This is a genomic window from Pandoraea captiosa (genome assembly GCF_902459775.1).
Lineage (GTDB): Bacteria > Pseudomonadota > Gammaproteobacteria > Burkholderiales > Burkholderiaceae > Pandoraea > Pandoraea captiosa.
The window spans coordinates 1-25,571 of sequence record NZ_CABPSQ010000013.1 but is presented as its reverse complement, the minus strand read 5'-3'; the positions used below and the strand labels follow the sequence as shown (position 1 = coordinate 25,571).

Here is a 25,571-nt window from a genome sequence, read left to right as displayed (position 1 = left end):
CCGCCGACTGGGGTGACAGTCCGCTAGCCATGACAAATTTCCCCCGATTGTGACACGGGTCGGGGGCAAAACTGAAATGCCTTTTCGTAATGTGAATGCTCGGGTCTTATATAAGACTGGCACGGAAGTCCCCATAACGCCGTCGAAAACCCCGCAGGCCGGGGCGGCGTGGGTAACAGACAGCGATTTGGAAGGCATTTGATGAGCGAATTCATAATGATTTTCTTTATTCAATAGTAAAAATCTATGAAAAACCGGCGATGAATTTCGGCGTGAGTCCGCGCCAGTCCGTTCTGCCGACCAGAAGCCGGTCATCTGTGTTCGCCGTCCAACAGGCTGATTTCCTGCTTGTCAGCGCTTGCGCCTTGCGCTCTAATGGCGCCCAACGTACCGGCCCCGGGCGACCTACGCCCGGGTGCAGTCATCCCCCCCCCGACTTCCGCCGGACGTTCGCCATGACGTCGCACGCAAAAGAGATGCGCGCGCGACGTGGTTCGGCCATGCAGTTGCAATAAGCAAAACAATCAACAAGCCAGCAAGACGCTACCGGCAGTGCCGGAGGTTTCGTCGTACCGGGGGTTCATTGAATGTCTGTTTTATCGAGTAGCCGACGCGTCATCGTCGCGGCGGCGGTTGCCGTTGTCATGACGTCGGTCGCGCATGCTGCCGACACATCGGCGGCGTCCGGCGCGAACACGCGCGATCCTGCCATCACGCAGGCCCGTGCCTTCATGAAGGCCAAATCGCCGGAAGAGGCGTATGCGGTGCTGGCGCCGCTCGAAGGCCGTCTTGCCGGGGATGCGGAGTACGACTACCTGCTCGGCATTGCGGCGGCCGACACGCGGCACCTCGACGTTGCCGAGCGTGCGTTGAAGCGAACTGTGGCGCAGCGCCCCGGGGACGGGCCCGCGCGACTCGAACTCGCTCGCGTCTATTTCGCGCTGGGGCAGCGAGAGGACGCGCGACGTGAATTCGAGAGTGTGGCGTCCGGCGATGTACCGGAGGGTGTCAGGCCGGTGATTCAGGCCTATCTGAACGCCATCGACGTGCCGGTCGGGGAACGTACGGCGGTGACCGGTTATGTCCAGGGCAATTTCGGACGCGACACCAACGCCAACAATGCCACGACCAATTCGTCCATCGCCATTCCGTCGCTGGGCGGTCTCGTCTTCGTACTCGACGGCACGGCGCGCGGCACGCCGGCGAACTTTGGGGACGTGAGCGGTGGCGTGCTCGTGCGTCACGCGGTGACGGACCATCTCGTCGTCTCGGGCGGTGCGGATTTCGACATTCGTCGGTATGGCGGCAACGCTCGCGCTTTCGATCAGGGCAGCTATACGTTGCAGCTCGGCGCGAACTGGTTGTCCGGCCCGAACAACTTTGGCGTGCAGTACGTCAATCAGCACATGTGGCTCGACGCCGAGAGCTATCGCAATCTGAACGGTTTCTCGGCGCAATGGACGAGGGATCTCGGCAACGGGCTTCAGGCAGCCGCGTTCGGGCAATACACGCCGCTGCGCTACATGGGCACGAACGTGCGCGACGTCAACCGGGCAGTCGGCGGGGCGTCGGTGGTCAAGGGGTTCTCGAGCGTTTATGGCGCACCCGTCGTTTTTGCGTCGATGTATGGCGGACGCGAAAGTCCCAAGGACGGCAATGCGGCGGCGTTCGGCAACGATCTGTGGGGCGGGCGCACCGGTGGCGAATGGCACGTCATGCCCAATCAGGTGCTGTTCGCGAGCGTGAGTTTCGAGCGGCGCGATTACGACACGCTCGACAGCATGTTCCTAGTGGAGCGGCGCGATCGCCAGCTCGATGTGCGGGCTGGCTACTCCTACTTCGTCACGAAAGCTTTCTCGATCACGCCGCAATACAGCTTCACCCGAAATCGTTCCAGTCTGACGTTGTACGACTATCACCGGAGTGTTTATGAAATCGTCGCTCGCTATGACTTCCGCTAAGACACGTCGTGCGCCGCGTGGGCGTCGGACGGCGATGTCGGTCGATGGCTGTCTGTTGAACATCGGGTTGACGCGACGTATGACAGCCTTCGCGCCGCGTACGGTCTCCACGCAATGCGATGTCCGCTCGGCCGCCGTTGCCAATCGGGCTTGGACGCGACTCGCGAATTCGCTTCGCGTCATCGCGGCGACGGCGATGATCGCATGTGTGTCGCATGTGAACGCGCAAACCATCGCGTTCGATCCCAGCCGCTATGCCGGGCCGACATCGTCGATCGTCGGCGCGGGGGGCGGTGACGGTGCGCGGCCCGTAACGCCGGGGGTTCAACCCGGGCTCTATGTCTCTGTGCTGGAGGGTGCGATTGCCGTCACGAATTCCGGCGGCTCGGCAATCTTTTCGCCCGGACAGTTCGGCTTCGTCCCGCCAACGACAGCGCCACCGATTATCTTGCCTCAGAATCCGGGGCTGGCGTTCGCGCCGCGGCCGTCGCCGTTTTTGCCGCCGCCGGCGCAGAACGACACCGTCCCGCCGCCCCCGATCCTGGTGGCGCCACCGATAACACAATTGCCGGGCGGCTCGGGCGGGGTGGGGAATCCGGGGTCTATCGTTCCGTCACTTCCCTCGGGGCCGACGCTGCCGCCCCCCATCGTGCTGCAAAGCGGACCGGGTTACACGTTCATGAATTGGGGTTCGGACGGACTTGCGAGCCTCGGCGCGGGCACGGCGACGTTCGACGCACAGAGCGCGCTGACGAAGTTTGCGAATGGGGCGATGCCATTCGTGGTGAATTCCGCGGTGACGGTGGCCGACGCGGGCAAGCTGGACGATCTCGGATGGGGGCGCTGGACGGCAGGCGAGGTCACGGATCACGGCGTGCCGATGGACTTGTCGACGCGATTGGCGGGCATGCCATTCGTCGTGGGCAAACCCACGTTGGATGCGAATTTGCCGGTGTCCGGCACGATGACGTACGCACTCGTTGGCGCCACCAGTGCCATCGATATGGTCGCGGGCGCGACGGGCACGGTGTCGGGTTCCCTGAGCATCGCTTTTCAGAATGCGCAGTACAACGTGACGCCTAATCTGACGATCGCGATGCCGGGACGAACGTATGTGACCGGTGCTGGGGCGACGACGGTGGGACCGGACGGTGCGCGAGCGACGTTCAGCACCATGACGCAGAACGTCACGGGCGGCACATGTTCGGGCGGTGCGTGCACGTTCTCGACGCAAGGCGTGCTGACCGGCGCGGCGGCGAACAATGCGGGGATCGTCTACTCGCTGAACGGTTCGGACGTGAGGGTGATCGGCGCGGCGGGATTCAAGCGCTGACGAGTGGTGGAGGATGGGCAGGATGGGGCGCATCGGATGCACCCCATCCCGAATTCAGACGCGGAATGCAAAAAGGGCCGACGCATTGTCGGCCCTTCGAATTTGGTGGGTGGTACAGGGATTGAACCTGTGACCCCTGCCGTGTGAAGGCAGTGCTCTACCGCTGAGCTAACCACCCAAATCATTAACTAAATCAATGATTTAGTGTCGATTGCTGAAGTTCTTCTTTCGCAATCAGGAGCAGAACTTTAACTGTTTTCGTAGAACTCTGCAACCTTTCTTTTCGATCTATTTTGCTGCCGTCGTGACGATATCTCTCGATCACTTCACGCCGTTTCTTGCGATGACTCGCAAGCAGCAAAGACAGCGATTATAGGGACGTTTTCTTCATTTGGGAAGGGCCTCACGCGAAATTTTCGCAAGCCGTTCCCATTCGTCCCGGGATTCACGCAGCGGCGGCTTCACCTTCAGGTGGTTCCGGTTCCTTGCGCCAGACGCAGGTGCCCTTGATGCCTTTGTCGATACCGTTGAGCACGCCGTCGTGCAGTTCGATTTCTTCGGCGGCGGCGAGGATCACCGGCAACTCGAACTGGCGCAGCGAAATCTTCTCGCGCGTCACGCCATCGTTCCCCTGATCGCTTTCACCTTCGTCGATGACGAGACTTTCCTGACCGCGCGTCATCGCAAGATAGACGTCCGCGAGCAGTTCCGCATCGAGCAAGGCGCCGTGCAGCGTACGATGCGCGTTGTTCACGCCGAGTCGTTCGCACAGCGCATCGAGCGAGTTGCGTCGGCCGGGGAACATCTCACGCGCGCGCAATAGGGTATCGATCAGTCCGGCGCAATGCTCCATGAAAGGCGGCCAGCCCAGACGGCTGTACTCCATGTCGAGGAAGCCAAGGTCGAAGGCCGCGTTGTGAATGATGATTTCGGCGCCGCGACAGTACTCACGCAACTGCTCGGCAATCTCGGCGAACTTGGGCTTGTCGGACAGGAATTCGGTCGTCAGCCCGTGCACCGCCAGTGCGCCCGGATCGCTGTCGCGCTCGGGATTGATATAGAAGTGCAGGTTGTTGCCGGTCAGGCGGCGATTGACCAGTTCGACACAGCCGATTTCCAGCAGACGGTCACCCGTCCTGGCATTCAGGCCTGTAGTTTCGGTATCGAGGATCAGTTGTCGCATGAGGTTCGATCAGGTTGATGGACTTTCGGAATTGGCGCGCTGTGGGCCGCTTGGCCTTGCGCAGCGCGCGTATGGTGCTGAAACGGAGAGCAGGGGTCAGCCGCGGCGCAGACTCTCCACGCCGCGATTGGCCAACTGATCGGCCGCTTCATTGCCGTCGTGGCCCGCGTGGCCCTTCACCCAACGCCAGTCGATGTCATGCTTTTGCGACACGGCGTCGAGCGTCTGCCAGAGGTCGGCATTCTTCACAGGCTCCTTGGCAGCGGTCTTCCAGCCCCGCGCTTTCCAGCCGTGAATCCACTCGCTGATGCCTTTCTGGACATACTGCGAATCGGTATGCAGCACGACATGGCACGGCTTGTTCAGCGCTTCGAGCGCGCGGATGACAGCCAGCAATTCCATGCGGTTGTTCGTGGTATTCGGTTCGCCGCCAAACATTTCCTTGCGGTGTTTGCCTGCGACGAGCAGGGCGCCCCAGCCGCCGGGGCCGGGATTGCCTTTGCAGGCACCGTCGGTATAAATCTCAACTTGCGGCAAGGTCATCTCTCAAACGTTCAATCGGACGCGTCGGTCGCTTCTGCCATCTGGCGGTGGGTCGTGTTGGGTGTCGCGACCGGCGCCGCCGCCGGCTGGAGGCCGAGTATACGCTTGCGAACTTTACCGACCAAGCGCATGCCCTTGACGCGCTTGACGGCGCGCACGGCGTAAAGCGCCCCGAAGATCGGCCACCAGCGGTCGCCGGCCGGCTCCATGAATTCGAAGCGCTGCAGCCAGTGCTCGCCTCGCAGCGGCGGACGATAGCAGCCAAAGCGGCCACGATCGATGTCGAACGACAGCAGCTTGAGCCAGTCTTTCAGGCGCGTGAACGCAATCAGATCCGCCCCAGGGGGCAGGAACGGCGTGCCCGCCAGTCGCCCCAGCTCTTCGCGTGCCCCCCACAGGCTCAGGTTGTTGAAGCCCGTGATGATGACCTGTCCCTCGGGCACCAGAATGCGCTCGACTTCACGCAGAATGTCGTGCGGATTTTCGGCGAACTCGAGCACATGCGGCAGCACCACGAGATCCGTGCTGGCGGTCGCGATGGGCAGCTCGTCGAAGCGGCTCACGAGAATGTCGCGTGCGACCATGTCGGCGGCGCCGGACCCAGAGTCGCAGGATGTCCCGACGGCGGTCGTGTCGCTGGCGGCCTTGGTCATGAGAGGGGGCGCTTGCGGGCCGCGTGCGGCGGGAAGAATGAGGCCGCGGTAGGGCATGCGGTTTTCGCGCAGCGTATCGAGCTCGGGACGCCCCAGTTGCAGCGCGTGATAGCCGAACAGATCCCCGACCCATTGGTCGAAAAGGGCCTGTTCCCATGCGAGCGCGTAGCGGCCTGGCGGTGAGACGAGCCAGACGGGCCAGTCTATAATCGGACGTTCTGACATGGTGGCGAGTATATATGGATGCGCACGCAGATGCGGTGAGTACGGTGAGTGAGATAAGCAAGTCGTCGGCCGGAACACTGACCGTCTTTCCCGTCCCCGCGTTCCAGGACAATTATCTCTGGGTGATCGATGACGGCAAAGATGCCGTCGTGGTCGACCCGGGCGACGCCGCCCCCGTGCTCGCCTATCTCGATTCGCGCGGCCTCACGCTGCGCGCCATTCTCATCACGCACAAGCATGCCGATCACATCGGCGGCGTCGACGCATTGCTGGAACGGTTCGACGTGCCGGTGCATGGTCCCGCACGCGAAGCGATCGCCTGCGTCGATCATCCGCATCACGGTGGGGAGACAGTGCACATCGATGCGCCTGCGATGACGCTCGAGGTGATCGACGTTCCCGGCCATACGTCGGGTCACATTGCCTACTTCCTTGGGGCAGGGGCGGCCGGTGCGCCGCGTCTGTTCTGCGGCGATACGCTGTTCTCGTGCGGGTGCGGCCGTCTGTTCGAAGGCACCCCGGCGCAAATGCTCGCCTCGCTGGACGCGCTCGCCGCATTGCCGCCCGCAACGCTCGTGCACTGCGCACACGAATACACGCTGTCGAACATCCGGTTTGCGCTTGCCGTGGACCCGGACAATGCGGCCCTCAACGCGTGGCATCAGGAAGCGACGGCGCTGCGCGCCGCCGGTCGTCCCACGCTGCCCACGACACTCGCACAGGAGCGCGTGACCAACCCGTTCCTGCGCAGCGACGCGCCTGCCGTGATTGCGGCGGCTCAGCAGCACGTCGGGCAAACGGAACTCTCCCGCGAAGCCGTTTTCGCCGCCGTGCGCGGCTGGAAAGATACCTTCCGCTAAACGACATCGGTGCTGAACGCAAGCGCGTAATGTTGCCGACGGAAACTGTCAACAGCACGACGTGCGACGCGTTCTGTCACAAAGCGGATATTGACAGGTTCGGTGTCGCCTGCTCCTGCCCGACGAATCATCCCTAGTGCGAAGATCGACCATCTTGTCGATGGCATCGTATACGGCAGCTGCGTGACAAAGCCTTGTGAAAACGCGTGTCGGTTCGGCCACATTTCGTGAATTCGACTTAAGGGATAACCCTTGTTTTTAGGGCCTTTTTGCGTAAATTTTGCAAAAAAATTAGGCAGAATGGTTGACGCATCTGAAGGGTTTCCTTACCATCCTTGCCAATTTCATGAAGATGTAACCCAAATCGAGCCCGATCAATGCGACTTATCGTTAGCTTGCTCCTGACGCTGCTGTTGGCAGCGTGTGCCAGCACAGCGCCGACTACAGGTGCATCGAATTCCTCACCCACGGCGCAGAGCAAGTCGCCCGTCGCTTCGACCGCAAAAGGCAAGCAGCGCGTCTCCAGCGATCAGCCCATCGACCTCGACAACGATTCGATCAACGACCTGGCATACGGCAGCGACGACGCCGACCTCTGGTCGCGTATCCGTCACGGTTTCTCCATCCCCAATCTCGACACCGACCTCGCGCAGGACCGCACGCAGTGGTACGCGCAGCGTCCGGAGTACGTCGAGCGCATGATTCAGCGCTCGGAGAAATACCTGTTCCATATCGTCGAAGAGCTCGAGCGTCGCCATATGCCGACGGAACTCGCGTTGCTGCCGTTCGTGGAAAGCGCCTATAACCCGCAAGCGCTCTCGACGGCCAAGGCGGCCGGTATGTGGCAGTTCATTCCGAGTACCGGCAAGACGTACAACCTCAAGCAGAACATGTTCCAGGACGAGCGCCGCGATGTGCTCGCATCGACGACTGCCGCGCTCGATTACCTCTCGAAGCTCTATGCCATGTTCGGCGACTGGCACCTGGCGCTCGCTGCCTATAACTGGGGCGAAGGCAACGTGCAGCGGGCCATCGACCGTAATCAGGCACAGGGGCTGCCGACCGACTACCTGAGCCTGCGCATGCCGACGGAGACGCGCTACTACGTGCCGAAGCTCCAGGCGATCAAGAACATCATTGCGCATCCGGATATCTACAGCGTGAAGCTGCCGGAGATCCCGAACCACCCGTACTTCGTCAGCGTCACCACCAAGCGCGACATCGACGTGGCGCTGGCCGCCAAACTGGCCGATCTGCCGCTCGACGAATTCCGTGCGCTCAACCCGTCGTTCCGCAAGCCTGTGATTCTGGGCGCTGCGCAAACGCAGATTCTGTTGCCCTTCGATAGCGCCGAAGTCTTCCAGCGCCGTCTGAAGAGCTACGACAAGCCGCTGTCGAGCTGGACGACTTATACGTCGGCCTCGCGCGAGCGTCCGGAAGACGTGGCGCGCAAGCTCGGCGTCGACGCCGCCGTCATCCGTTCGGTCAACAACATTGCGCCGCGTATGCGTCTGAAGGCCGGGTCCACGCTGCTGGTGCCGCGCTCGGACGACATCGATCAGGACATCAGTGCGTCGGTCGCCACCAGCGCCGTGCTGGCGCTCGAACCCGATCTGCCGGACACGCGCAAGGTGATGGTGCGTGCCCGCAAGCACGACACGCTCGCCGGTGTTGCCGCACGCAGCGGTGTGAGCGTGGCGCAGATCAAGAGCTGGAACCGTCTGCGTCGCGATACGCTGACCTCGGGCCAACTGCTGGTGCTTCACGTGCCGGTCAAGGACGCTTCCCGCGTGCTCGCGGCGTCGGCGCCGGAACCGGTTGCCGCGAAGAATGACGACGACGCACCGCGCACCCGTTTGGTCAAGGGCAAGAACGGCAAGATGATCCGCGTGGTCGACCACCGTCCGGCGGCCAGCCCGGCCACCTCGGCAAAGTCGGCCAAGACCGCGACGGCGAGCAAGGCCGCACCGGCCGCGAAGGTGGCATCGAAGGCGCCCGCCAAACCGGTCGCCAAGGCCGCAGCAAAGCCAGCGACGAAGGTCACCAAGACCGCGCAACGCTAAGCCAAGGCCGCGACAGTCGTACCGTCTGCAAAACGCCCGTGAGGTCATGCCTCACGGGCGTTTTGCTTTGTCGGGACCGGATAGACCGAGACCCGCCCTCCGTCGTGCATGCCCGCGATCTCGCCTAACGCGCCGAACCCATCTGAGATGCCCGTGCCGCCCCCATGCTTTTGATCTCGCTCAATCTTCCTGCTATCTCCGCGTAATCCCCTAGCATGTCCGGGATCACGGGATGTCTCCGGTAAGCCTTCCGTAAGCGTCAACGCGCACACTGGTTGCAAAATAAATGGAAGGAGACACCATGACTTCATATGCGTCGTTTCACGCCCGTTCGATTGCACCGGACTCGCGTGCGGCCTTCTGGGAGGAGCAGGCCAGGCTGATCGACTGGGAGACCCCGTTCGACCAGGTGCTCGACTACGACAATCCGCCCTTCGCGCGCTGGTTCGTCGGCGGACGGACCAACCTCTGCCACAACGCGATCGACCGCCATTTGCCGTCGCGCGGCACACAGAACGCACTCGTCTGGGTGTCCACGGAAACCGAGCAGGAGCGTGTCTATACCTACGACGAGCTCTCGGCGGAGGTCAACCGCATGGCCGCGTCGCTGCAATCGTTGGGCGTTGCGCGCGGCGAGCGTGTGCTGATCTACATGCCGATGGTGCCGGAGGCATTGTTCGCGATGCTCGCTTGCGCGCGGCTCGGCGCGATTCACTCGGTGGTGTTCGGGGGCTTCGCGTCCGTGAACCTCGCCGCGCGTATCGACGACGCACAACCCAAGGTCATCGTCTCTGCCGACGCCGGTTCACGCAATGGCAAGGTCGTGCCGTACAAGCCTTTGCTCGATGAAGGCGTTGCGCTCGCGCAGCACAAGCCGTCGAGCGTGTTGCTGATCGACCGCGGACTCGCACCGATGGCGCGCGTAGCCGGCCGCGACGTGGACTACGCACCGCTGCGCGAGCAGCATCTCGATGCGTTCGTTCCCTGCGAATGGATGGAGTCGAGCGACCCGTCGTACGTGCTCTACACCTCCGGGACTACCGGCAAACCCAAGGGCGTACAACGCGACACGGGCGGCTACGCGGTCGCGCTGGCCTCGTCGATGCAGCATATCTTCTGCGCGAAACCGGGCGACACGATGTTTTGCGCTTCGGACATCGGGTGGGTCGTCGGCCACAGCTACATCGTGTACGCGCCACTGCTCGCCGGAATTGCGACCGTCATGTACGAAGGCACCCCGATTCGCCCGGATGGCGGTATCTGGTGGCGCATCGTCGAAAAGTACAAGGTGACCCAGCTCTTCACTGCGCCCACGGCGATTCGCGTGCTCAAGAAGCAGGATCCCGCCTATCTGACGCAGTACGATCTCACGTCGCTGCGTCTCATCTTCCTTGCCGGCGAGCCGCTGGACGAGCCGACCGCGCGATGGCTCACCGAAGGCGTCGGCAAGCCGGTCGTCGACAACTATTGGCAGACGGAGACGGGCTGGCCGATTCTCGGCATGGCGCGCGGGGTCGAGGTGCTGCCCGGCAAGCTCGGGTCCCCGGGCAAGCCGGTGTACGGCTACGACGTGAAACTCGTCAACGAGGCGACCGGCGAGGATTGCGGGCCGAATGAAAAGGGCGTGCTGGCGATCGAGGGCCCGATGCCGCCGGGCTGCCTGAGCACCCTTTGGGGCGACGACGAGCGCTTCGTCAAAACGTACTGGCAGACGGTGCCGGGGCGCATGCTGTATTCCAGTTTCGATTGGGGCGTGCGCGATGAGGACGGTTACTACTTCATTCTCGGTCGCACTGACGACGTGATCAACGTGGCAGGGCACCGGCTCGGTTCGCGCGAAATCGAGGAGAGCATCGCGAGCCATCCGGCGGTGGCCGAAGTTGCGGTCATCGGTGTGCAGGATGCCTTGAAGGGGCAGGTCGCCATGGCCTTTGCGGTGCTCCGGCGCCCGGACGAAGCGCAGACGCCCGAGGCGCGTCTCGCGCTGGAGGGCGATGTGATGAAGACCGTGGACAAGCAGTTGGGCGCGGTGGCGCGTCCGGCACGCGTGTTTTTCGTCTCGATGCTGCCCAAGACGCGCTCCGGCAAGCTATTGCGGCGCGCGATTCAGGCGATCTGCGAGGGACGCGAGACGGGCGATCTGATCACGCTCGAAGACCCGGCAGCGCTTGAGCAGGTGCGCGATGCGGTGAAGGGAGCGTAGGGCCTTGCTCGGCAACGATCATCAGCGTCGATAAGGATCATGAGGATCGACCGAGCGCAATGAAGCAACCCTGCGGCGCATCCGATTGTCGGATTGCGCCGCAGTGCATTGGGATGCCGAACTGGTTTCGATATCGACAGCCGACGTCGCATTCCGACAAGTGTCGACGCAACGCCGGTATGATGCGTACGTGCTCATGCCCGTTCATCGCTCATCGACATGACATCCTCCGATCCGGCCGCGTGGCGGCGCAAGGCAATGCTCTTCGTAGTCTCCGTCGGCTTCTTCATGCAGACGCTGGACTCGACCATCGTCAACACGGCGCTGCCCGCCATGGCGCGCGATCTCGGTCAATCGCCGCTTCACATGCAGGCCGTGGTGATCGCCTACGCGTTGACGATGGCGGTGACCATCCCGCTGTCGGGGTGGCTGGCGGACCGGCTCGGCACGCGCGTGGTGTTCTCCAGTGCGCTCACGATCTTCTCGCTCGGCTCGGCCATGTGCGCCTATTCCAGCACGCTCGATGCGCTGGTCGCCTGGCGCGTGGTCCAGGGTTTCGGGGGCGCCATGCTGTTGCCGGTCGGACGTCTGGCCGTGTTGCGCACCTTCCCGCGCGAACAGTACTTGCAGGCGCTGGCATTCGTGGCGGTGCCGGGCATGATCGGTCCGTTGATCGGCCCGACGCTCGGCGGCTGGCTCGTGAAAGTCGCGTCGTGGCACTGGGTGTTCCTGATCAATGTGCCGGTCGGCGCGGCGGGGTGCGTGGCGGCCCATTTCTTCCTCACGAACGCGCGCGCGCCGCATCAAACGGCGTTCGACATCAAAGGGTATTTGCTGCTGTGCGTGGGCATGGTCGCCACGTCGCTGGCGCTCGATCGTCATGCCGACATGGCGGGGGCGCACGCGCTGATGCTCGTGTTGCTGGTGCTGGGGTTCGCCGGTTTCGTCGCTTACGGCCTTTATGCAAATCGCACGCCGCAACCGTTGTTCTCGCTGGCAATGTTCAAAGTGCACACGTTCAGCGTCGGCTTGCTCGGCAATCTGTTCGCGCGTATCGGCATCGCGGCAGTGCCGTATCTCGTGCCGCTGCTGTTGCAGGTCAGTCTCGGATATTCCGCATTCGAAGCCGGGTTGCTGATGCTGCCGATCACCATTACCGGCATCTTCGCGAAAAGCCTCGCGACACATCTCGTCGTTCGCTACGGCTATCGGCCCGTGCTGGTCTGGAACACGATTCTGGCGGGCTGCGTGATGGCGAGTTTTGCCGTGGTGACGCCGAATTACCCCGTGCCCTTGCTCATCGTGCAGCTCGGTATTCTCGGTGGCATCAATTCGATTCAGTTCACGGCCATGAACACGCTTACGCTCAAGGATCTGAATCCGGACGACGCGAGTGGTGGCAACAGCCTGTTCTCGCTGGTGCAAATGCTGGCCATGAGCTTCGGTCTGACCGTGGGCGGCGCGTTGCTGGTGACTTTCACCGGCACATTCGGCGAGAGCGCCGGGGTGGGGGCGTTGCCGGCATTCCGTGCGACGTTCGCATGCGTGGGGCTGATCACATGTTGCTCGGCGTGGATCTTCGCGCAACTGACCGATCGCGAACAAATGGCCTCCGACGACGGCGATGCGCGGGCGAAGGCGGCCGCAACGACGCCACCGCCACCGGCGAATTAACGCGCGTTCTCAACGTCTGCAGCCACGGCGTGTGACGTCATGAGAAGGGCTTGTCGAGAATTTCCGGCGCGCGAATGGCGTCGATGAGCAGACCGAGAAACGCCTCGACGGGCGCGGGCAGCGTGCGTGCGGCCATGGTTTGCACTTGCAGCGATCGTTGATGCAATGCCGGATTGCGGATCGGGATCGCCACGAGGCCCTCCGGGGCGAGGCGGCTGCGTACCGTGAGCAGGCCGGTGAGCGTGACGGCATTGCCCGAGCGCACGAAGCTGTGTAGCGCGGCGTGGTAGTTGCTGATGAAAACCGGCTCGAACAGCAGGCCTTCGAGCGAGCAGCACAGATCGAACATCTGACGGATCGTGACACCGGCGTTCGACAGGGCGATCGGGTACGGGAGCAAGTCGGCCAGGGCAATGTTGCGTCGTTTGGCAAGCGGGTGTTTTTTTGCCATCAACGCATAAATGGGCGCGGGTTGGGTGTGAACCACCTGCACGCCTTTCTCGGGCGCGACGCTGAAGCACACGGCGATATCCGCGTCGCCGTCGCGCACACGCTCCGTTGCGACAAATGGGGAGACGACGTCCAGCAGGAAATGCGCGCCCGGATAGGTTTCCCGAAAGCGCGCGAAGACCTGAGGCAGGAAGTCGCGCGCCACCCCTTCCGCACTCGCCACGCGAATCGTTGCGCGGCCCGCTTCGGTCAATCCCCGAATTTCCGACGTGACGCGCTCGGCATCGAGCAGGACCCGGCGCGCATGATCGGCAAGCAACACTCCGGCCTCGCTCAGGACCATGCCGCGCGGGCGCCGTTCGAACAGCGGCGTGCCGAGATCCTCTTCGAGCTTCGCGATTTGTCGGCTCAGTGCCGATACCGCCACATGCAGGCGCTCCGACGCCCGACTGAGCGAACCGGTGCGGGCAACTTCGAGGAAGTAGCGCAGTGCATGAGTTTGCATGGAAAGCACCTCAGAAGTCGGGAAGGGAGGAAGGGCGGAAGCGGTGTCCGTTGAATCAGCCGTAGCAGACACGTCCGCCGCGTCAGCCACGCGAGTGCGAGCGGCGTCGAACGCGTCCGAAATACTGCAAGCGCTCCGAATGCTCTGTCAGGATGGTCTTTCTGCTTTGCCGAAACGGCAACGAAACCTTCGAAATATTATCATTGTTGTCAAAAATACCCGCTCCTAGAATGGCCTGAACGGTTGTGCCGCAGCGTGCCACCGACACGCGTCGCAGCGATGTGCGAGATCCGCAACCGTATCCACAACGCCATCTGGAGACAAGCAGTGACCCGTAGCGCAGCGATTTCCCAAGCCACCGCCCAATACGATTCGGGCGCCTTTCTCGACACCCTCAATCGTCGCGTCGCCTACAAGACCGAGAGTCAGGAGCCCGACAGCGGCGACGTGCTCCACGCGTACCTGTCCGACGAAATGACGCCAGCGCTGGCGGCGCTGGGTTTCACGTCGCGCATCGTGCCGAATCCCGTGGCAGGGGGCGGGCCATTCCTCATTGCCGAGCGCCATGAAGGGGACGATTTGCCGACGGTGCTGACCTACGGGCATGGCGACGTCGTGCGTGGCTACGACGCGCAGTGGCGCGACGGGCTGAAGCCGTGGGAGATCGTTGTCGAAGGCGATCGCTGGTACGGCCGCGGCACCGCGGACAACAAGGGCCAGCACACGATCAATCTGTCGGCGCTGGCGCAAGTGCTGGCCGTGCGTGGCGGCAAGCTCGGCTACAACGTGAAGATGATTGTGGAGATGGGCGAGGAGATGGGCTCGCCCGGACTGCACGCGATTTGCGAGCAACTGCGCGATGAACTGCGTGCCGACGTGCTGATTGCGTCGGACGGTCCGCGCCTGTCGGCGGCGCGCCCGACGGTGTTCCTCGGCTCGCGCGGACTCGTGAACTTCAAGCTCAGTCTGAATCTGCGCGAAGGCGGTCATCATTCGGGGAACTGGGGCGGCTTGCTGCGCAATCCGGGCATCGTGCTGGCCAATGCGATCGCGTCGATGGTCGACGGCAACGGCAAGATCCTCGTCGAAGGGTTGCGTCCGCCCGCGTTGCCCGCGTCGGTGCGCCGGGCGTTGACCGGGCTGGAAGTCGGCGGCGGTCCCAACGACCCGGCAGTCGACGTCGACTACGGCGAACCGGGGCTGACGCCGACCGAGCGCGTCATCGGCTGGAACAACATCGAAGTGCTCGCGTTCAAGACCGGCAATCCGGAGAAACCGGTCAACGCCATTCCGCCGTATGCCTACGCGCACATGCAGATTCGCTTCGTCGTCGGCACGGATTGGGAGCGTCTGGGCGAGATCGTCCGCGCGCACCTCGACGCCCACGGTTTCCCGATGGTGGAGGTCGAGGTGGAGCGCGGGGTCATGGCGACGCGCCTGGATCCGGAAGACCCGTGGGTGCTGTGGGCGCTGGCGTCGATGCGCGAGACCACCGGCAAACCCCCGGTGTTGTTGCCGAACCTTGGCGGCACGTTGCCCAACGATGTCTTTGCGGACGTGCTCGGGCTGCCTACGTTGTGGGTGCCGCACTCCTATCCCGCGTGTTCCCAGCACGCACCCGACGAACACCTGCTCGGCTCTGTCGCGCGCGAGGCGTTGCAGATCATGGCCGGGCTGTTCTGGGATCTTGGTGAAGTGAATCTGAAAGAGGGGAAGCCGCGATGAACAGTTCTGCTGCCGCCTCCGGGGCGGATCACGCCCACGACGCCTCGGGCGATGCCAGGGACGCCAGCGCCGGGGCACGCGCCGAGGTCCCGGTCTACAAGCTGATCGTTGCGACCTCCATCGGCAACGCGCTGGAATGGTACGACCTGATTGTGTACGGCTACTTTGCCGTGACGATCTCAAAGCTGTTTTTTCCCGCGCACGACGAGACGGTGTCGTTGCTCATGGCGCTGGGCACGTTCGCACTGTCGTACCTGGCCCGCCCTCTGGGGGCGTTCGTGCTCGGCGCGTATGCCGATCGCCGGGGCCGCCGCGCGTCGTTGATGCTGTCGATTGCCATGATGACGGTCGGAACGGGGCTGATTGCGTTCATGCCGACGTACGCTGCGATCGGCGTCTGGGCACCGATCGGCATTTTCGCGTCGCGGCTGATGCAGGGCTTTTCGGCGGGCGGCGAATTCGGAAGTTCGACGGCGTTTCTGGTCGAGCACGTGCCGCATCGGCCGGGCTTCATGTCGAGCTGGCAGTTCGCAAGTCAGGGCGCGAGCACGCTGCTCGCGTCGGCATTCGGGGCGGTACTGACGGGCGCGCTGACACAGCCCCAGCTGGAGTCATGGGGCTGGCGCATTCCGTTCCTCTTCGGCATGCTGGTCGGGCCGATCGGTCTGTACATCCGCAAATATGTCGACGAGACACCGGCGTTCGCCAAGGACGTTGCCCGTCGACAGGCCGGGGAAACGAGCGCCGCGGGAGCGCTTGCCGATGGCGCCGATGTCGGGAAGCTCGCCAGGTCGCCGGTATGGGAAGTGCTCGCGACGCAAAAGGCGCGCCTGCTCGTCTGTATCGGAGCGCTCATTCTCACGACCACGGCCAACTACATGATTCTGTATATGCCGACGTATGCCACGAAACAGCTGGGTCTGCCGCCGGCCCAGGGTTTCATCGCCACGCTGGTGACAGGGTTCGTGATCATGACGCTCACGCCGTTCGTCGGGCACTGGTCGGACAAGGTCGGTCGCATTCGTATCATGCTCGCCGCCGGGGTGTTGTTCCTGTGTACGGTGTATCCCGCGTTCGCTTTCATGAACGCGCATGCATCGCTCGCCACGATGATGATCGTGATGCTGTGGGTCGGCACGTTGAAGGCGGTCTATTTCGCACCGATTCCGGCGCTGATGTCGTCGCTGTTTCCGACCCGGACACGGGCTACCGGCATGGCGGTCGGCTACAACCTGGGCACGACGATCTTCGGTGGCTTCACCCCGCTGGCCGTGGCATGGCTGATTGCGGCGACGGGGAACAAGCTGGCGCCGGGGTTGTACCTGATGGTGGGGGCGGTGATCAGTCTGACGACACTCCTGATTGCACGCGTGAGGATGGGCGCGCGCTGAAGCAATGCGGGCGTGGGAGGGTTCATCTTCCACGCCCTTACCGCGACCCGCCCACGCAGCTTCTCTCCACCCCTCCGCACGCCCTCGCGCGCCTCTCTCGTCTAAGTACTTTCCCTCCCGATTTCGTCTTACCGCCGACCTTGCCGTCGGAAATTTTTTTCGCTAGTATTTTAGGCATAAACTATTTACGATTTAACAAAGAGCGAACGACGGTGCGCCTGCTGCGCGCCGTGGCGATCTTGTGAATCCGGAGGGTGGAGATGAATATCGTCTGTATCGGCGGTGGTCCCGCGGGCCTGTATTTCGGGCTGTTGATGAAGCTGCGCGAACCGTCCCATCGCGTGGTGGTCGTGGAACGCAACCGGCCATACGACACCTTCGGCTGGGGCGTGGTGTTCTCCGACGCCACCATGGACAACCTCCAGGAAGCCGACCCGACGAGCGCCGCGGAGATCAACGCCGCCTTCAACCACTGGGACGACATCGACATCCACTTCGAAGGCCGCACGATCACCTCGGGCGGGCATGGCTTCATCGGCATCGGCCGCAAGAAGCTTCTGAATATTCTGCAGGCGCGTTGCGAAGCGCTCGGCGTCGAACTCGTCTTCGAGACCGATGTGAGCGACGATCAGGAAATCGCGCGCCGTTATCAGGCCGATCTGGTGATCGCCTCGGACGGCCTCAACAGCCGTATCCGCACCCGCTACGCCGAGACCTTCCGACCCGACATCGACACGCGTCAGAACCGCTTCGTCTGGCTCGGCACGCACCAGCGTTTCGACGCCTTCACGTTCGCTTTCGAGAAGACCGAGCATGGCTGGTTCCAGGCGCACGCCTACCAGTTCGATGCCGACACGTCGACGTTTATCGTAGAAACGCCGGAGTCGGTCTGGCGTGCCCATGGCATCGACCAGATGAGCCAGGAGGAGGGGGTCAAGTTCTGCGAAAACCTCTTCGCCAAGTATCTCGGCGGCAACCCGCTGATGAGCAACGCCAAACATTTGCGCGGCTCGGCCATCTGGATTCAGTTCCCGCGTGTGATTTGCGAGCATTGGGTTCATTGGCATGACATGGACGGCAAGCGCGTGCCCGTCGTGCTCATGGGTGACGCTGCGCACACTGCGCACTTCTCCATCGGCTCGGGCACCAAGCTCGCGCTCGAAGACGCGATTGCCCTTGCCGACGGCCTGGGCACCCAGGGGATCGACGCCCTGCCCGGCGTGCTGGCCGACTACGAAGCCGCGCGCAGCATCGAAGTGCTCAAGATCCAGAACGCCGCACGCAACTCGACGGAATGGTTCGAGACCGTCGACCGGTATGCCCGCTTCGCGCCGGAGCAGTTTGCTTACTCGCTACTCACGCGCTCGCAGCGTATCTCGCACGAGAACCTGCGCGTGCGTGACGCGAGCTACGTCGAGGGATACGAGAACTGGCTCGCCGAACAGGCAGGCGTTAAGCGGGCGGCGGGGCAGCACGCCATTCCGCCGATGTTCACGCCGTTCCGCGCGCGCGAACTCACGCTCAAGAATCGTATCGTGATGTCGCCGATGGCCATGTACTCCGCCGTCGACGGCGTGCCTGGCGACTTTCACCTCGTTCACCTGGGCAGCCGCGCGCTCGGCGGCGCCGGCATGATCGTCGCGGAGATGACCTGCGTGTCGCCGGACGCACGCATCACGCCGGGCTGCCCCGGTCTGTGGAACGATGCGCAGCGCGACGCGTGGAAGCGCATTGTCGACTTCGTGCATGCGGGCAGCGACGCCAAGATCGCCATGCAGATCGGTCACGCCGGTCGCAAGGGGTCGACGCGCCTTGCCTGGAACGGCATCGATCAACCGCTCGACGACGGCAACTGGCCGCTGATCTCGGCGTCGCCGCTGCCGTACATCGAAGGGGTGTCGCAAACGCCGCGCGAAATGACCCGCGCCGACATGGACCGCGTCAAGGACGACTTCGTACAAGCGGCGCGCCGCGCCGCCGAAGCGGGCTTCGACTGGCTCGAACTGCACTGTGCGCACGGCTACCTGCTGTCGAGCTTCATCTCGCCGCTCACGAACCATCGTCAGGACGAATACGGCGGCTCGCTGGAGAACCGGTTGCGCTATCCGCTCGAAGTGTTCGAAGCGGTGCGCGACGTGTGGCCTGCCGCCAAGCCGATGTCGGTGCGTATTTCGGCGCACGACTGGGTCGAGGGCGGTATCACGCCGGACGACGCCGTCGCCATCGCCCGCGCTTTCAAGGGCGCGGGGGCAGACCTCATCGACTGCTCGTCGGGGCAGGTCAGCAAGGAAGAAAAGCCGGTCTATGGCCGCATGTTCCAGACGCCGTTCGCCGATCGCGTGCGTAACGACGCCGGTGTGCCGACGATGGCGGTTGGCGCGATCTTCGAGGCGGACCACGTGAACAGCATCATTGCGTCCGGGCGTGCCGACCTCTGTGCACTCGCGCGCCCGCATCTGGCCGACCCGTTCTGGACGCTGCACGAAGCGGCGAAGATCGGTTACAAGGACTTGCCGTGGCCGCCGCAGTACTATGCCGGCAAACGCCAGTACGAGACCAATCTGGAGCGTGCTGCCGCCTACGCGCAACAGATCGGTAAATAAGGACAGTTCATGACGGCTACGGACAACACGACCACCGCAACGCCCACGGCAGCGGCCACCGGCGGGGCGCCGGCAACGCTCAACGGTGTGCACGCGCTGGTCACGGGCGGTGCGCGCGGCATCGGCGAAGCGGTCGCGGCGTCGCTGCTCGCCCAGGGCGCGCGCGTGACGCTGCTCGGGCGCAGCGAAGCCCGACTGGCCGAGGGCGTGCAGGCATTGGCCGCGCTCGGCGAGGTGGCTTGGGTGGCGGCTGACATTGCCGACGCGGGTGCCGTAGAAGCGGCGTTCGCACGTGCGGCGCAGCGTTTCGGCCCGGTGCAGGTGCTGGTGAACAACGCCGGGCAAGCAGTGAGCGCACCGTTCGGCAAAACGCACGCGCAGCTCTGGCAACAGATGATCGACGTCAACCTGACAGGCACCTATCACTGCATCGCGGCGGCGTTGCCCGCCATGCTCGGCGCAGGGTGGGGCCGTATCGTGAACGTGGCGAGTACTGCCGGGCTGATCGGCTACCCGTACGTCACGGCGTATTGCGCGGCCAAGCATGGTGTCGTGGGCCTCACGCGTGCGCTGGCGCTCGAAGTGGCGAAGAAAGGGGTGACGGTCAATGCCGTGTGCCCGGGATATACGGAAACGGACATCGTGCGCGACGCGGTGGCGAACATCGTGGCCAAGACGAGGCGTAGCGAAGACGAGGCGCGTGCCGAGCTGGCCAAACGCAATCCGCAGGGCCGTCTCGTGCAGCCGCAGGAAGTCGCCGACGCGGTGCTGTGGTTGTGCCAGCCGGGCGCCGGTGCCGTCACGGGCCAGTCGATCGCCGTGGCAGGCGGCGAAGTGACGGTTGGGTGACGCCCCGGACGCAGGCAGACGGCAAAGACAGCAACGGTAGCGACAGCAATATTTCAGGATGTCGACGCGGTGCGATAGCGCGCGACGTCGTTCCAACCAGCAGGACCGCCGGGCGTCATCGGCACACGATGCCGAAACGAGCATGCCGGGCGATGTCAAAGCAACGTCAACGCGATATCAAAGCGATGACAGCGCAATATCAAAGGAGATCGGCCAATGAGTGACGTGAAACTGACCATGGCGCATCACAAGCGCCCGTTCGCGAACTATGAAGCCAAACACTTTCTGTGGTCGGTGTCGAACGACGCGCAAGGGCGTCCGAGTATCGGCACGATCACGCTGAATCGTCCCGACAAGAAGAATCCGCTGACATTTGATTCCTATGCCGAGCTGCGCGATCTGTTTCGCGGGCTGGTCTATGCAACGGACATCAAGACCGTCGTGGTGACCGGGGCGGGCGGCAATTTCTGCTCGGGCGGCGACGTCCACGAAATCATCGGTCCGCTCACGCAGATGAGCATGCCGGAGCTGCTGGACTTCACCCGCATGACGGGTGATCTCGTCAAGGCGATGCGCGCCTGCCCGCAGCCTGTCATCAGCGCCATCGACGGCATTTGCGCCGGCGCCGGCGCCATGGTGGCGCTAGCCTCGGACATGCGCCTGGGCACGCCGCAGGCGAAGACGGCGTTCCTGTTCGTGCGCGTCGGTCTCGCCGGCGCCGACATGGGCGCCTGCACGTTGCTGCCGCGCATGATCGGTCAGGGGCGCGCGTCGGAACTGCTCTACACCGGACGCGTGATGACGGCGGACGAAGGTCTGCAATGGGGCTTTTTCAATGCGCTGCACGACGGCGGTGCTGTGCTCTCGGCAGCGCAGACGCTGGCCGATCAGATCGCATGCGGCCCGACCTTTGCGCATGGCGTGACGAAAAAGTTGCTGCATCAGGAATGGAACATGGGCGTTGACGAGGCCATCGAGGCCGAAGCCGAAGCCCAGGCGATCTGCATGCAGACGAAAGACTTTCGTCGTGCCTACGACGCTTTCGTGGCGAAGCAAAAGCCGGTTTTCAAGGGCGACTGACGATGAGCGACCTCACTCCTCACAACGCCCGGAACGCCGACTTTCTCGCGTGGCCGTTTTTCGACGCGGCGCATCGGCGTCTGGGCGCGGACCTGGACGACTGGTGTACGCGCGAGCTGAGCGTCGACCATCACGCGGATACGGACGCCACGTGCGTGTCGCTGGTGCGTCAGCTTGGCCGAGCAGGCTGGTTGAAGTACTGCGTGCCGCAAAGCCACGGGGGCGCGCTGGACAAGCTCGATTCGCGCGCGCTGTGCGTGCTGCGAGAGACGCTGGCCCGCCACGACGGCCTCGCTGATTTCGCCTTTGCGATGCAGGGACTGGGCAGCGGTGCGATCACGCTCGCGGGCAGTGAAACACTCAAGCAGCGTTATTTGCCGCGTGTGGCGTCGGGCGAGGCGATTGCCGCGTTCGCCCTCTCGGAGCCGAACGCCGGGTCCGACGTTGCGGCGATGGCGTGTACCGCCACGCTCGACGGCGACCATTACGTGCTGAGCGGCGAGAAGACGTGGATTTCGAACGGCGGCATTGCCGATTTCTATTGCGTGTTCGTGCGCACGGGAGAGGCGCCGGGTGCGCGTGGGATCAGCGCGTTCGTCGTGGACGCCGACACGCCGGGGCTGACGATTGCCGAGCGCATCGACGTGAGCGCGCCCCATCCGCTGGCGCGCCTGAAGTTCGACAACTGCCGCGTGCCGGCGTCGCAACGTCTGGGCGAAGCGGGGCAGGGGTTCAAGGTCGCGATGATGACGCTGGATATTTTCCGTGCGTCGGTGGCCGCCGCGGCGCTGGGTTTTGCGCGGCGTGCGCTGGACGAGGGACTGGCGCGCGCGAAGTCGCGCGAGATGTTCGGGCAGACGCTGGCGGACTTCCAGCTGACGCAGGCCGCGCTGGGCGACATGGCGACCTCGGTGGACGCCGCCGCATTGCTCACGTATCGCGCCGCGTGGCAGCGCGACGTGTTGGGCCAGCGTACGACGCGCGAGGCGGCGATGGCCAAGATGTATTCGACGGAATCGGCGCAGCAGGTGATCGACCGCGCCTTGCAGATGTTCGGTGGAGCGGGTGTGGTGTCGGGGGCGGTGGTGGAGCGCCTGTATCGCGAGATCCGTTCACTGCGTATTTACGAAGGGGCAACGGAAGTACAAAAACTGATCATCGCGCGCGAACTGCTCAAGGACGGTTGATTCGGGCCTGGCGTTCGACGTGCGGGGCATGTTGGACATGTTGGATGGGTTTGTGATGTGCGCAGTGGCAACCCACGGAGACAGGGATGGCATGGCGTCTTGCAATAACACTTGGAAGCACTAGGACTGCGCGCGGCGCGATGCGCCGGCGTCATGCTTGATTACCGGGGGCAAGGAGAAGCACATGGAACGATCTGGACATCTCGACACTTTCGCACGCGACAATCTGCCGCCTGCCGATCAGTGGCCCGAGTTTCTGCTCGACAATCCGGACGTGGCATACCCGGCGCGCATCAATTGCGCCGCCGAATTGCTCGACCGCGCGATTGCCGATGGACGCGGCGACGCACCCGCGATCTACTCGGTCGAGAACGGCAAGCCGACCGTCACGACCTATCTCGGCCTGCGCGAGATGGTCGATCGCATTGCCCACGTGTTGCGTAACGATATGGCGCTGGTGCCGGGCAACCGTGTGCTGCTGCGTGGACCGAACAATCTGTTCATGGCCGCCGCATGGCTTGCCGTGATCAAGGCAGGGCTGGTCGGCGTGCCGACGATGCCGTTGTTGCGCGCAAAGGAACTCAAGCAGATCGTGGACAAGGCGCAAGTGAGCGCCGCATTGTGCGATGGCCGGCTCAAAGAGGAGCTGGAGTTCAATCGTCAGGCCGGACACGAGTACTACTGCCCGGTACTGTCGAGCGTCGTGTACTTCCATGACGTTGGTGAGGACTCACTGGAGGCGCGCATGGCGCGTCAGCCGGCGAGCTTCGAGGCCTGTGACACGGCGGTCGACGACGTCTGTCTGATTGCCTTCACGAGCGGCACGACGGGGCAGCCGAAGGGCACGATGCATTTCCATCGCGACGTGCTCGCGATGTGCGATCTGTTCCCGCGTCATGTGCTCAAGCCGGGACCGGACGACATCTTCTGCGGCACTCCCCCGTTAGCGTTCACTTTCGGCACGGGCGGCCTGCTGACGTTTCCGCTGCGCGTCGGTGCGGCGACGGTGCTGCTGGAAAAGCTCACGCCGGACAGTCTGCTCCAAGCGATTGCCGACTATCGCGCGACGATCTGTTTCACGGCCCCCACGTTCTATCGTCAGATGGCGGCGCTGGTCGGCAAGTACGATCTGTCCAGTCTGAAGAAGACGGTGTCGGCGGGCGAGGCGTTGCCCGACGCGACGCGTCAACTCTGGAAGCAGGCCTCCGGCATCGAGATGATCGACGGCATCGGGGGCACGGAGATGATCCACATCTTTATCTCGGCGGCCAACGGCGACGTGGTGCCGGGCGCGATCGGCAAGCCGGTGCCTGGCTACATCGCGATGATCGTGGACGAGAAGATGCAGCCGGTGCCCCCGGGCACGGTGGGCAAGCTGGCCGTGAAAGGCCCCACGGGCTGCCGCTATCTGGCGGACTCGCGTCAGAAGAATTACGTGAAGAACGGCTGGAATCTGCCGGGCGACACGTTCATGTGCGACGAAGCGGGCAATTACTACTATCAGGCGCGCTCGGACGACATGATCGTCTCCGCCGGGTATAACATCGCGGGTCCCGAGGTGGAGTCTGCGTTGTTGCAGCATCCGGCGGTTGCGGAGTGCGGCGTGGTGGGCGCCAACGATGACGCACGCGGCCAGATCGTGAAGGCCTACGTGGTGCTCAAGGCGGGCCAACCGCGCGACGACGCGATGGTGAAGGCACTGCAGGAGTATGTGAAGGCTAACATCGCGCCGTACAAATACCCGCGCGCGATCGAGTTCGTCGACACGCTGCCGCGCACGGAGACCGGCAAGTTGCAGCGCTTCAAGCTGCGTCAGATGGCGCAATAAGCGGTCGTGATGGGAGAGTGGGCGCTCCAGTGGGCGCCCACTGACTTTTGTGGGGAAGACGAATGAGGACGGAGGCAGACGATGACGGAGGCTGACGTGGCGCGACACGCTTTCGTGAAGCCATTGCTGGTGCGGTTCAAACACTGCGATCCGGCGGGCATTGTGTTTTATCCGCGCTACTTCGAGATGATCAACGATCTTGTCGAGGACTGGTGCGCCGAAGGGTTGGGCCTGTCGTTCGGCGAGATGCATCTGCGCGACGGGATGGGCGTGCCGACGGCAAATATCGAATGCTGCTTCAGCGCGCCGAGTTTTCTTGGCGACACGCTCGTGCGCTCGCTGGAAGTCACGCGCCTTGGCCGTTCGTCGATGACGCTGCGTATTCGATTCGCCGGCGCGAACGACGAGACGCGTCTGCAAGCAACGCTGGTGCTGGTCTGGGTCGCGAAAGGCGAGGGCGGCAGGCCCGCCCCGATCGCTGTGCCTGCGGCCCAGCGTGAAGCGATCGTGCGCTTTGCCGCACCTGATTCTGTGATTGAAGGAGTGTCCTGATGCTGCAAGTTCTGCAACCGCCCGAATGGGCGAAACCGCGCGGTTACGCCAATGGCATGGCTTTCGAGATGACGGCCGGCAGCCGCATCGTGTTCGTTGGCGGTCAGATCGGCTGGAACGGGCAGCAACGTTTCGAAACCGATGATTTTGCGCTTCAGGTGCGCCAGACCCTCGAGAACATCGTGGCGATTCTGGCCGAAGGGAATGCGAAGCCGGAGCACATCGTTCGCATGACCTGGTACGTGAAGGACAAACGCGAGTACGTGGCCAACTATCCCGCCATCGGTGAACACTACCGCGCCGTGATCGGTCGGCACTTTCCCGCGATGACGGCAGTGGAAGTCGCCGATCTGGTCGAGGACGAGGCCAAGGTCGAGATCGAAGTGACCGCTGTAGTGCCGCCTGCCGCCTGAGCCCACAACGACGTCGTCATCGGTTCCATGGAAAACGCCGGGCGTTTTGAACTGCCCGGCGTTTTTTCATGCCGGCTTCCTTTGCTTCTTTTGCTTCCTCCAGGTCCTGTACGCCGCCTGCGCCTTCTGAATCACGCCGCTTTTGGTCTGCCCTGTGCGGCGTCCAGCTCCGCTTGCGTGAGCCAGTACGTCGAGGGCAGATCCAGTTCGTCGCAGTTGTGTCCATCGCCGCCCCGGTCCACGACGATGAAGTCGCTCACCTCGTGCAATGCCAGCAGCGGGTGATGCCA

General features: G+C 63.5%; 20 protein-coding genes and 1 tRNA gene. 15 read left to right on the top strand and 6 right to left on the bottom strand.

The genetic code is table 11. From position 1 onward, the window contains the following. Positions 1 to 587 precede the first annotated feature (587 nt). Together PCA31118_RS22890 and PCA31118_RS22885 are read left to right on the top strand one after the other, a co-directional pair. Positions 588 to 1,961: a surface lipoprotein assembly modifier gene (locus PCA31118_RS22890; RefSeq protein WP_150627281.1), complete on the top strand. Its 1,374-nt coding sequence runs from the start codon at positions 588 to 590 to the stop codon at positions 1,959 to 1,961. Positions 1,962 to 2,040: 79 nt separating this feature from the next. Further along, entirely contained in the window at positions 2,041 to 3,294 is a 1,254-nt protein-coding gene (locus tag PCA31118_RS22885; protein ID WP_150627280.1) for a hypothetical protein, read from the top strand. A 103-nt stretch (positions 3,295 to 3,397) separates the two neighbouring features. On the opposite strand, the gene PCA31118_RS22880 is transcribed toward PCA31118_RS22885, so the two are convergent. From PCA31118_RS22880 to PCA31118_RS22865, 4 genes are all read right to left on the bottom strand, one after another. Beyond that, positions 3,398 to 3,472, bottom strand: a tRNA-Val gene (locus tag PCA31118_RS22880). 267 nt (positions 3,473 to 3,739) lie between these two features. Next, positions 3,740 to 4,477, bottom strand: coding sequence for a DNA polymerase III subunit epsilon (gene dnaQ / locus PCA31118_RS22875; RefSeq protein ID WP_150627279.1), 738 nt, complete (start codon positions 4,475 to 4,477; stop codon positions 3,740 to 3,742). A 96-nt stretch (positions 4,478 to 4,573) separates the two neighbouring features. Then, positions 4,574 to 5,020, bottom strand: coding sequence for a ribonuclease HI (rnhA, locus tag PCA31118_RS22870; protein ID WP_150627278.1), 447 nt, complete (start codon positions 5,018 to 5,020; stop codon positions 4,574 to 4,576). Positions 5,021 to 5,031: 11 nt separating this feature from the next. Then, entirely contained in the window at positions 5,032 to 5,898 is an 867-nt protein-coding gene (locus PCA31118_RS22865) for a methyltransferase domain-containing protein (protein ID WP_150627277.1), read from the bottom strand. Between the two features lie 14 nt (positions 5,899 to 5,912). Here PCA31118_RS22865 and gloB point away from each other — a divergent pair, with 14 nt between their 5' ends. The 4 genes from gloB to mdtD all read left to right on the top strand — a co-directional run bounded on the left by gloB (position 5,913) and on the right by mdtD (position 12,698). Continuing rightward, a complete protein-coding gene (gene gloB, locus PCA31118_RS22860; RefSeq protein WP_246190391.1) occupies positions 5,913 to 6,758 on the top strand; it encodes a hydroxyacylglutathione hydrolase in 846 nt (281 codons plus the stop codon). Positions 6,759 to 7,135: 377 nt separating this feature from the next. Continuing rightward, entirely contained in the window at positions 7,136 to 8,821 is a 1,686-nt protein-coding gene (locus PCA31118_RS22855; RefSeq protein ID WP_150627276.1) for a transglycosylase SLT domain-containing protein, read from the top strand. Between the two features lie 301 nt (positions 8,822 to 9,122). Further along, positions 9,123 to 11,024 carry a propionate--CoA ligase gene (locus PCA31118_RS22850; RefSeq protein WP_150627275.1) on the top strand — a complete coding sequence of 634 codons (1,902 nt, stop codon included), beginning with the start codon at positions 9,123 to 9,125 and terminating at the stop codon, positions 11,022 to 11,024. Positions 11,025 to 11,243: 219 nt separating this feature from the next. Beyond that, a complete protein-coding gene (mdtD, locus tag PCA31118_RS22845; RefSeq protein ID WP_246190390.1) occupies positions 11,244 to 12,698 on the top strand; it encodes a multidrug transporter subunit MdtD in 1,455 nt (484 codons plus the stop codon). 37 nt (positions 12,699 to 12,735) lie between these two features. On the opposite strand, the gene PCA31118_RS22840 is transcribed toward mdtD, so the two are convergent. Then, positions 12,736 to 13,653 (bottom strand): LysR family transcriptional regulator, encoded by a 918-nt coding sequence (locus tag PCA31118_RS22840; protein WP_150627274.1) that lies wholly within the window; start codon positions 13,651 to 13,653, stop codon positions 12,736 to 12,738. A gap of 327 nt (positions 13,654 to 13,980) precedes the next feature. Here PCA31118_RS22840 and PCA31118_RS22835 point away from each other — a divergent pair, with 327 nt between their 5' ends. From PCA31118_RS22835 to PCA31118_RS22795, 9 genes are all read left to right on the top strand, one after another. Continuing rightward, positions 13,981 to 15,378, top strand: a complete 1,398-nt coding sequence (locus PCA31118_RS22835) for a M20 family metallopeptidase (protein WP_150627273.1) — start codon at positions 13,981 to 13,983, stop codon at positions 15,376 to 15,378. Beyond that, positions 15,375 to 16,769, top strand: a complete 1,395-nt coding sequence (locus PCA31118_RS22830) for an MFS transporter (protein ID WP_150627272.1) — start codon at positions 15,375 to 15,377, stop codon at positions 16,767 to 16,769. The genes PCA31118_RS22835 and PCA31118_RS22830 overlap by 4 nt, the downstream gene beginning before the upstream one ends. A gap of 260 nt (positions 16,770 to 17,029) precedes the next feature. Further along, positions 17,030 to 19,372, top strand: a complete 2,343-nt coding sequence (locus PCA31118_RS22825; RefSeq protein WP_150627271.1) for a bifunctional salicylyl-CoA 5-hydroxylase/oxidoreductase — start codon at positions 17,030 to 17,032, stop codon at positions 19,370 to 19,372. 9 nt (positions 19,373 to 19,381) lie between these two features. Continuing rightward, positions 19,382 to 20,221 (top strand): SDR family NAD(P)-dependent oxidoreductase, encoded by an 840-nt coding sequence (locus PCA31118_RS22820; RefSeq protein WP_150627270.1) that lies wholly within the window; start codon positions 19,382 to 19,384, stop codon positions 20,219 to 20,221. A gap of 216 nt (positions 20,222 to 20,437) precedes the next feature. Beyond that, positions 20,438 to 21,301: an enoyl-CoA hydratase family protein gene (locus PCA31118_RS22815; protein WP_150627269.1), complete on the top strand. Its 864-nt coding sequence runs from the start codon at positions 20,438 to 20,440 to the stop codon at positions 21,299 to 21,301. Between the two features lie 2 nt (positions 21,302 to 21,303). Then, positions 21,304 to 22,488, top strand: a complete 1,185-nt coding sequence (locus PCA31118_RS22810; RefSeq protein ID WP_150627268.1) for an acyl-CoA dehydrogenase family protein — start codon at positions 21,304 to 21,306, stop codon at positions 22,486 to 22,488. A gap of 184 nt (positions 22,489 to 22,672) precedes the next feature. Next, the gene (locus PCA31118_RS22805; protein ID WP_150627267.1) at positions 22,673 to 24,316 is read left to right on the top strand and encodes an AMP-binding protein; all 1,644 of its coding nucleotides are present in this window, start codon (positions 22,673 to 22,675) and stop codon (positions 24,314 to 24,316) included. 81 nt (positions 24,317 to 24,397) lie between these two features. Continuing rightward, positions 24,398 to 24,868 (top strand): acyl-CoA thioesterase, encoded by a 471-nt coding sequence (locus tag PCA31118_RS22800; protein WP_150627266.1) that lies wholly within the window; start codon positions 24,398 to 24,400, stop codon positions 24,866 to 24,868. Between the two features lie 2 nt (positions 24,869 to 24,870). Continuing rightward, positions 24,871 to 25,281, top strand: a complete 411-nt coding sequence (locus PCA31118_RS22795) for a RidA family protein (RefSeq protein ID WP_150627371.1) — start codon at positions 24,871 to 24,873, stop codon at positions 25,279 to 25,281. A gap of 131 nt (positions 25,282 to 25,412) precedes the next feature. Here PCA31118_RS22795 and PCA31118_RS22790 read toward each other — a convergent pair. Further along, positions 25,413 to 25,571 (bottom strand): ureidoglycolate lyase (locus PCA31118_RS22790; RefSeq protein WP_174990570.1); only part of this gene is annotated, 159 nt, incomplete at its 5' end.

Coding starts and splice junctions, on each gene's coding strand:
- PCA31118_RS22815 (WP_150627269.1), top strand. CDS start 20,438: ATGAGTGACGTGAAACTGACCATGGCGCATCACAAGCGCCCGTTCGCG.
- PCA31118_RS22890 (WP_150627281.1), top strand. CDS start 588: ATGTCTGTTTTATCGAGTAGCCGACGCGTCATCGTCGCGGCGGCGGTT.
- mdtD (WP_246190390.1), top strand. CDS start 11,244: ATGACATCCTCCGATCCGGCCGCGTGGCGGCGCAAGGCAATGCTCTTC.
- PCA31118_RS22885 (WP_150627280.1), top strand. CDS start 2,041: ATGACAGCCTTCGCGCCGCGTACGGTCTCCACGCAATGCGATGTCCGC.
- gloB (WP_246190391.1), top strand. CDS start 5,913: ATGGATGCGCACGCAGATGCGGTGAGTACGGTGAGTGAGATAAGCAAG.
- PCA31118_RS22865 (WP_150627277.1), bottom strand. CDS start 5,898: ATGTCAGAACGTCCGATTATAGACTGGCCCGTCTGGCTCGTCTCACCG.
- PCA31118_RS22825 (WP_150627271.1), top strand. CDS start 17,030: ATGAATATCGTCTGTATCGGCGGTGGTCCCGCGGGCCTGTATTTCGGG.
- PCA31118_RS22840 (WP_150627274.1), bottom strand. CDS start 13,653: ATGCAAACTCATGCACTGCGCTACTTCCTCGAAGTTGCCCGCACCGGT.
- PCA31118_RS22810 (WP_150627268.1), top strand. CDS start 21,304: ATGAGCGACCTCACTCCTCACAACGCCCGGAACGCCGACTTTCTCGCG.
- PCA31118_RS22820 (WP_150627270.1), top strand. CDS start 19,382: ATGACGGCTACGGACAACACGACCACCGCAACGCCCACGGCAGCGGCC.
- PCA31118_RS22800 (WP_150627266.1), top strand. CDS start 24,398: ATGACGGAGGCTGACGTGGCGCGACACGCTTTCGTGAAGCCATTGCTG.
- rnhA (WP_150627278.1), bottom strand. CDS start 5,020: ATGACCTTGCCGCAAGTTGAGATTTATACCGACGGTGCCTGCAAAGGC.
- PCA31118_RS22850 (WP_150627275.1), top strand. CDS start 9,123: ATGACTTCATATGCGTCGTTTCACGCCCGTTCGATTGCACCGGACTCG.
- PCA31118_RS22855 (WP_150627276.1), top strand. CDS start 7,136: ATGCGACTTATCGTTAGCTTGCTCCTGACGCTGCTGTTGGCAGCGTGT.
- dnaQ (WP_150627279.1), bottom strand. CDS start 4,477: ATGCGACAACTGATCCTCGATACCGAAACTACAGGCCTGAATGCCAGG.
- PCA31118_RS22805 (WP_150627267.1), top strand. CDS start 22,673: ATGGAACGATCTGGACATCTCGACACTTTCGCACGCGACAATCTGCCG.
- PCA31118_RS22830 (WP_150627272.1), top strand. CDS start 15,375: ATGAACAGTTCTGCTGCCGCCTCCGGGGCGGATCACGCCCACGACGCC.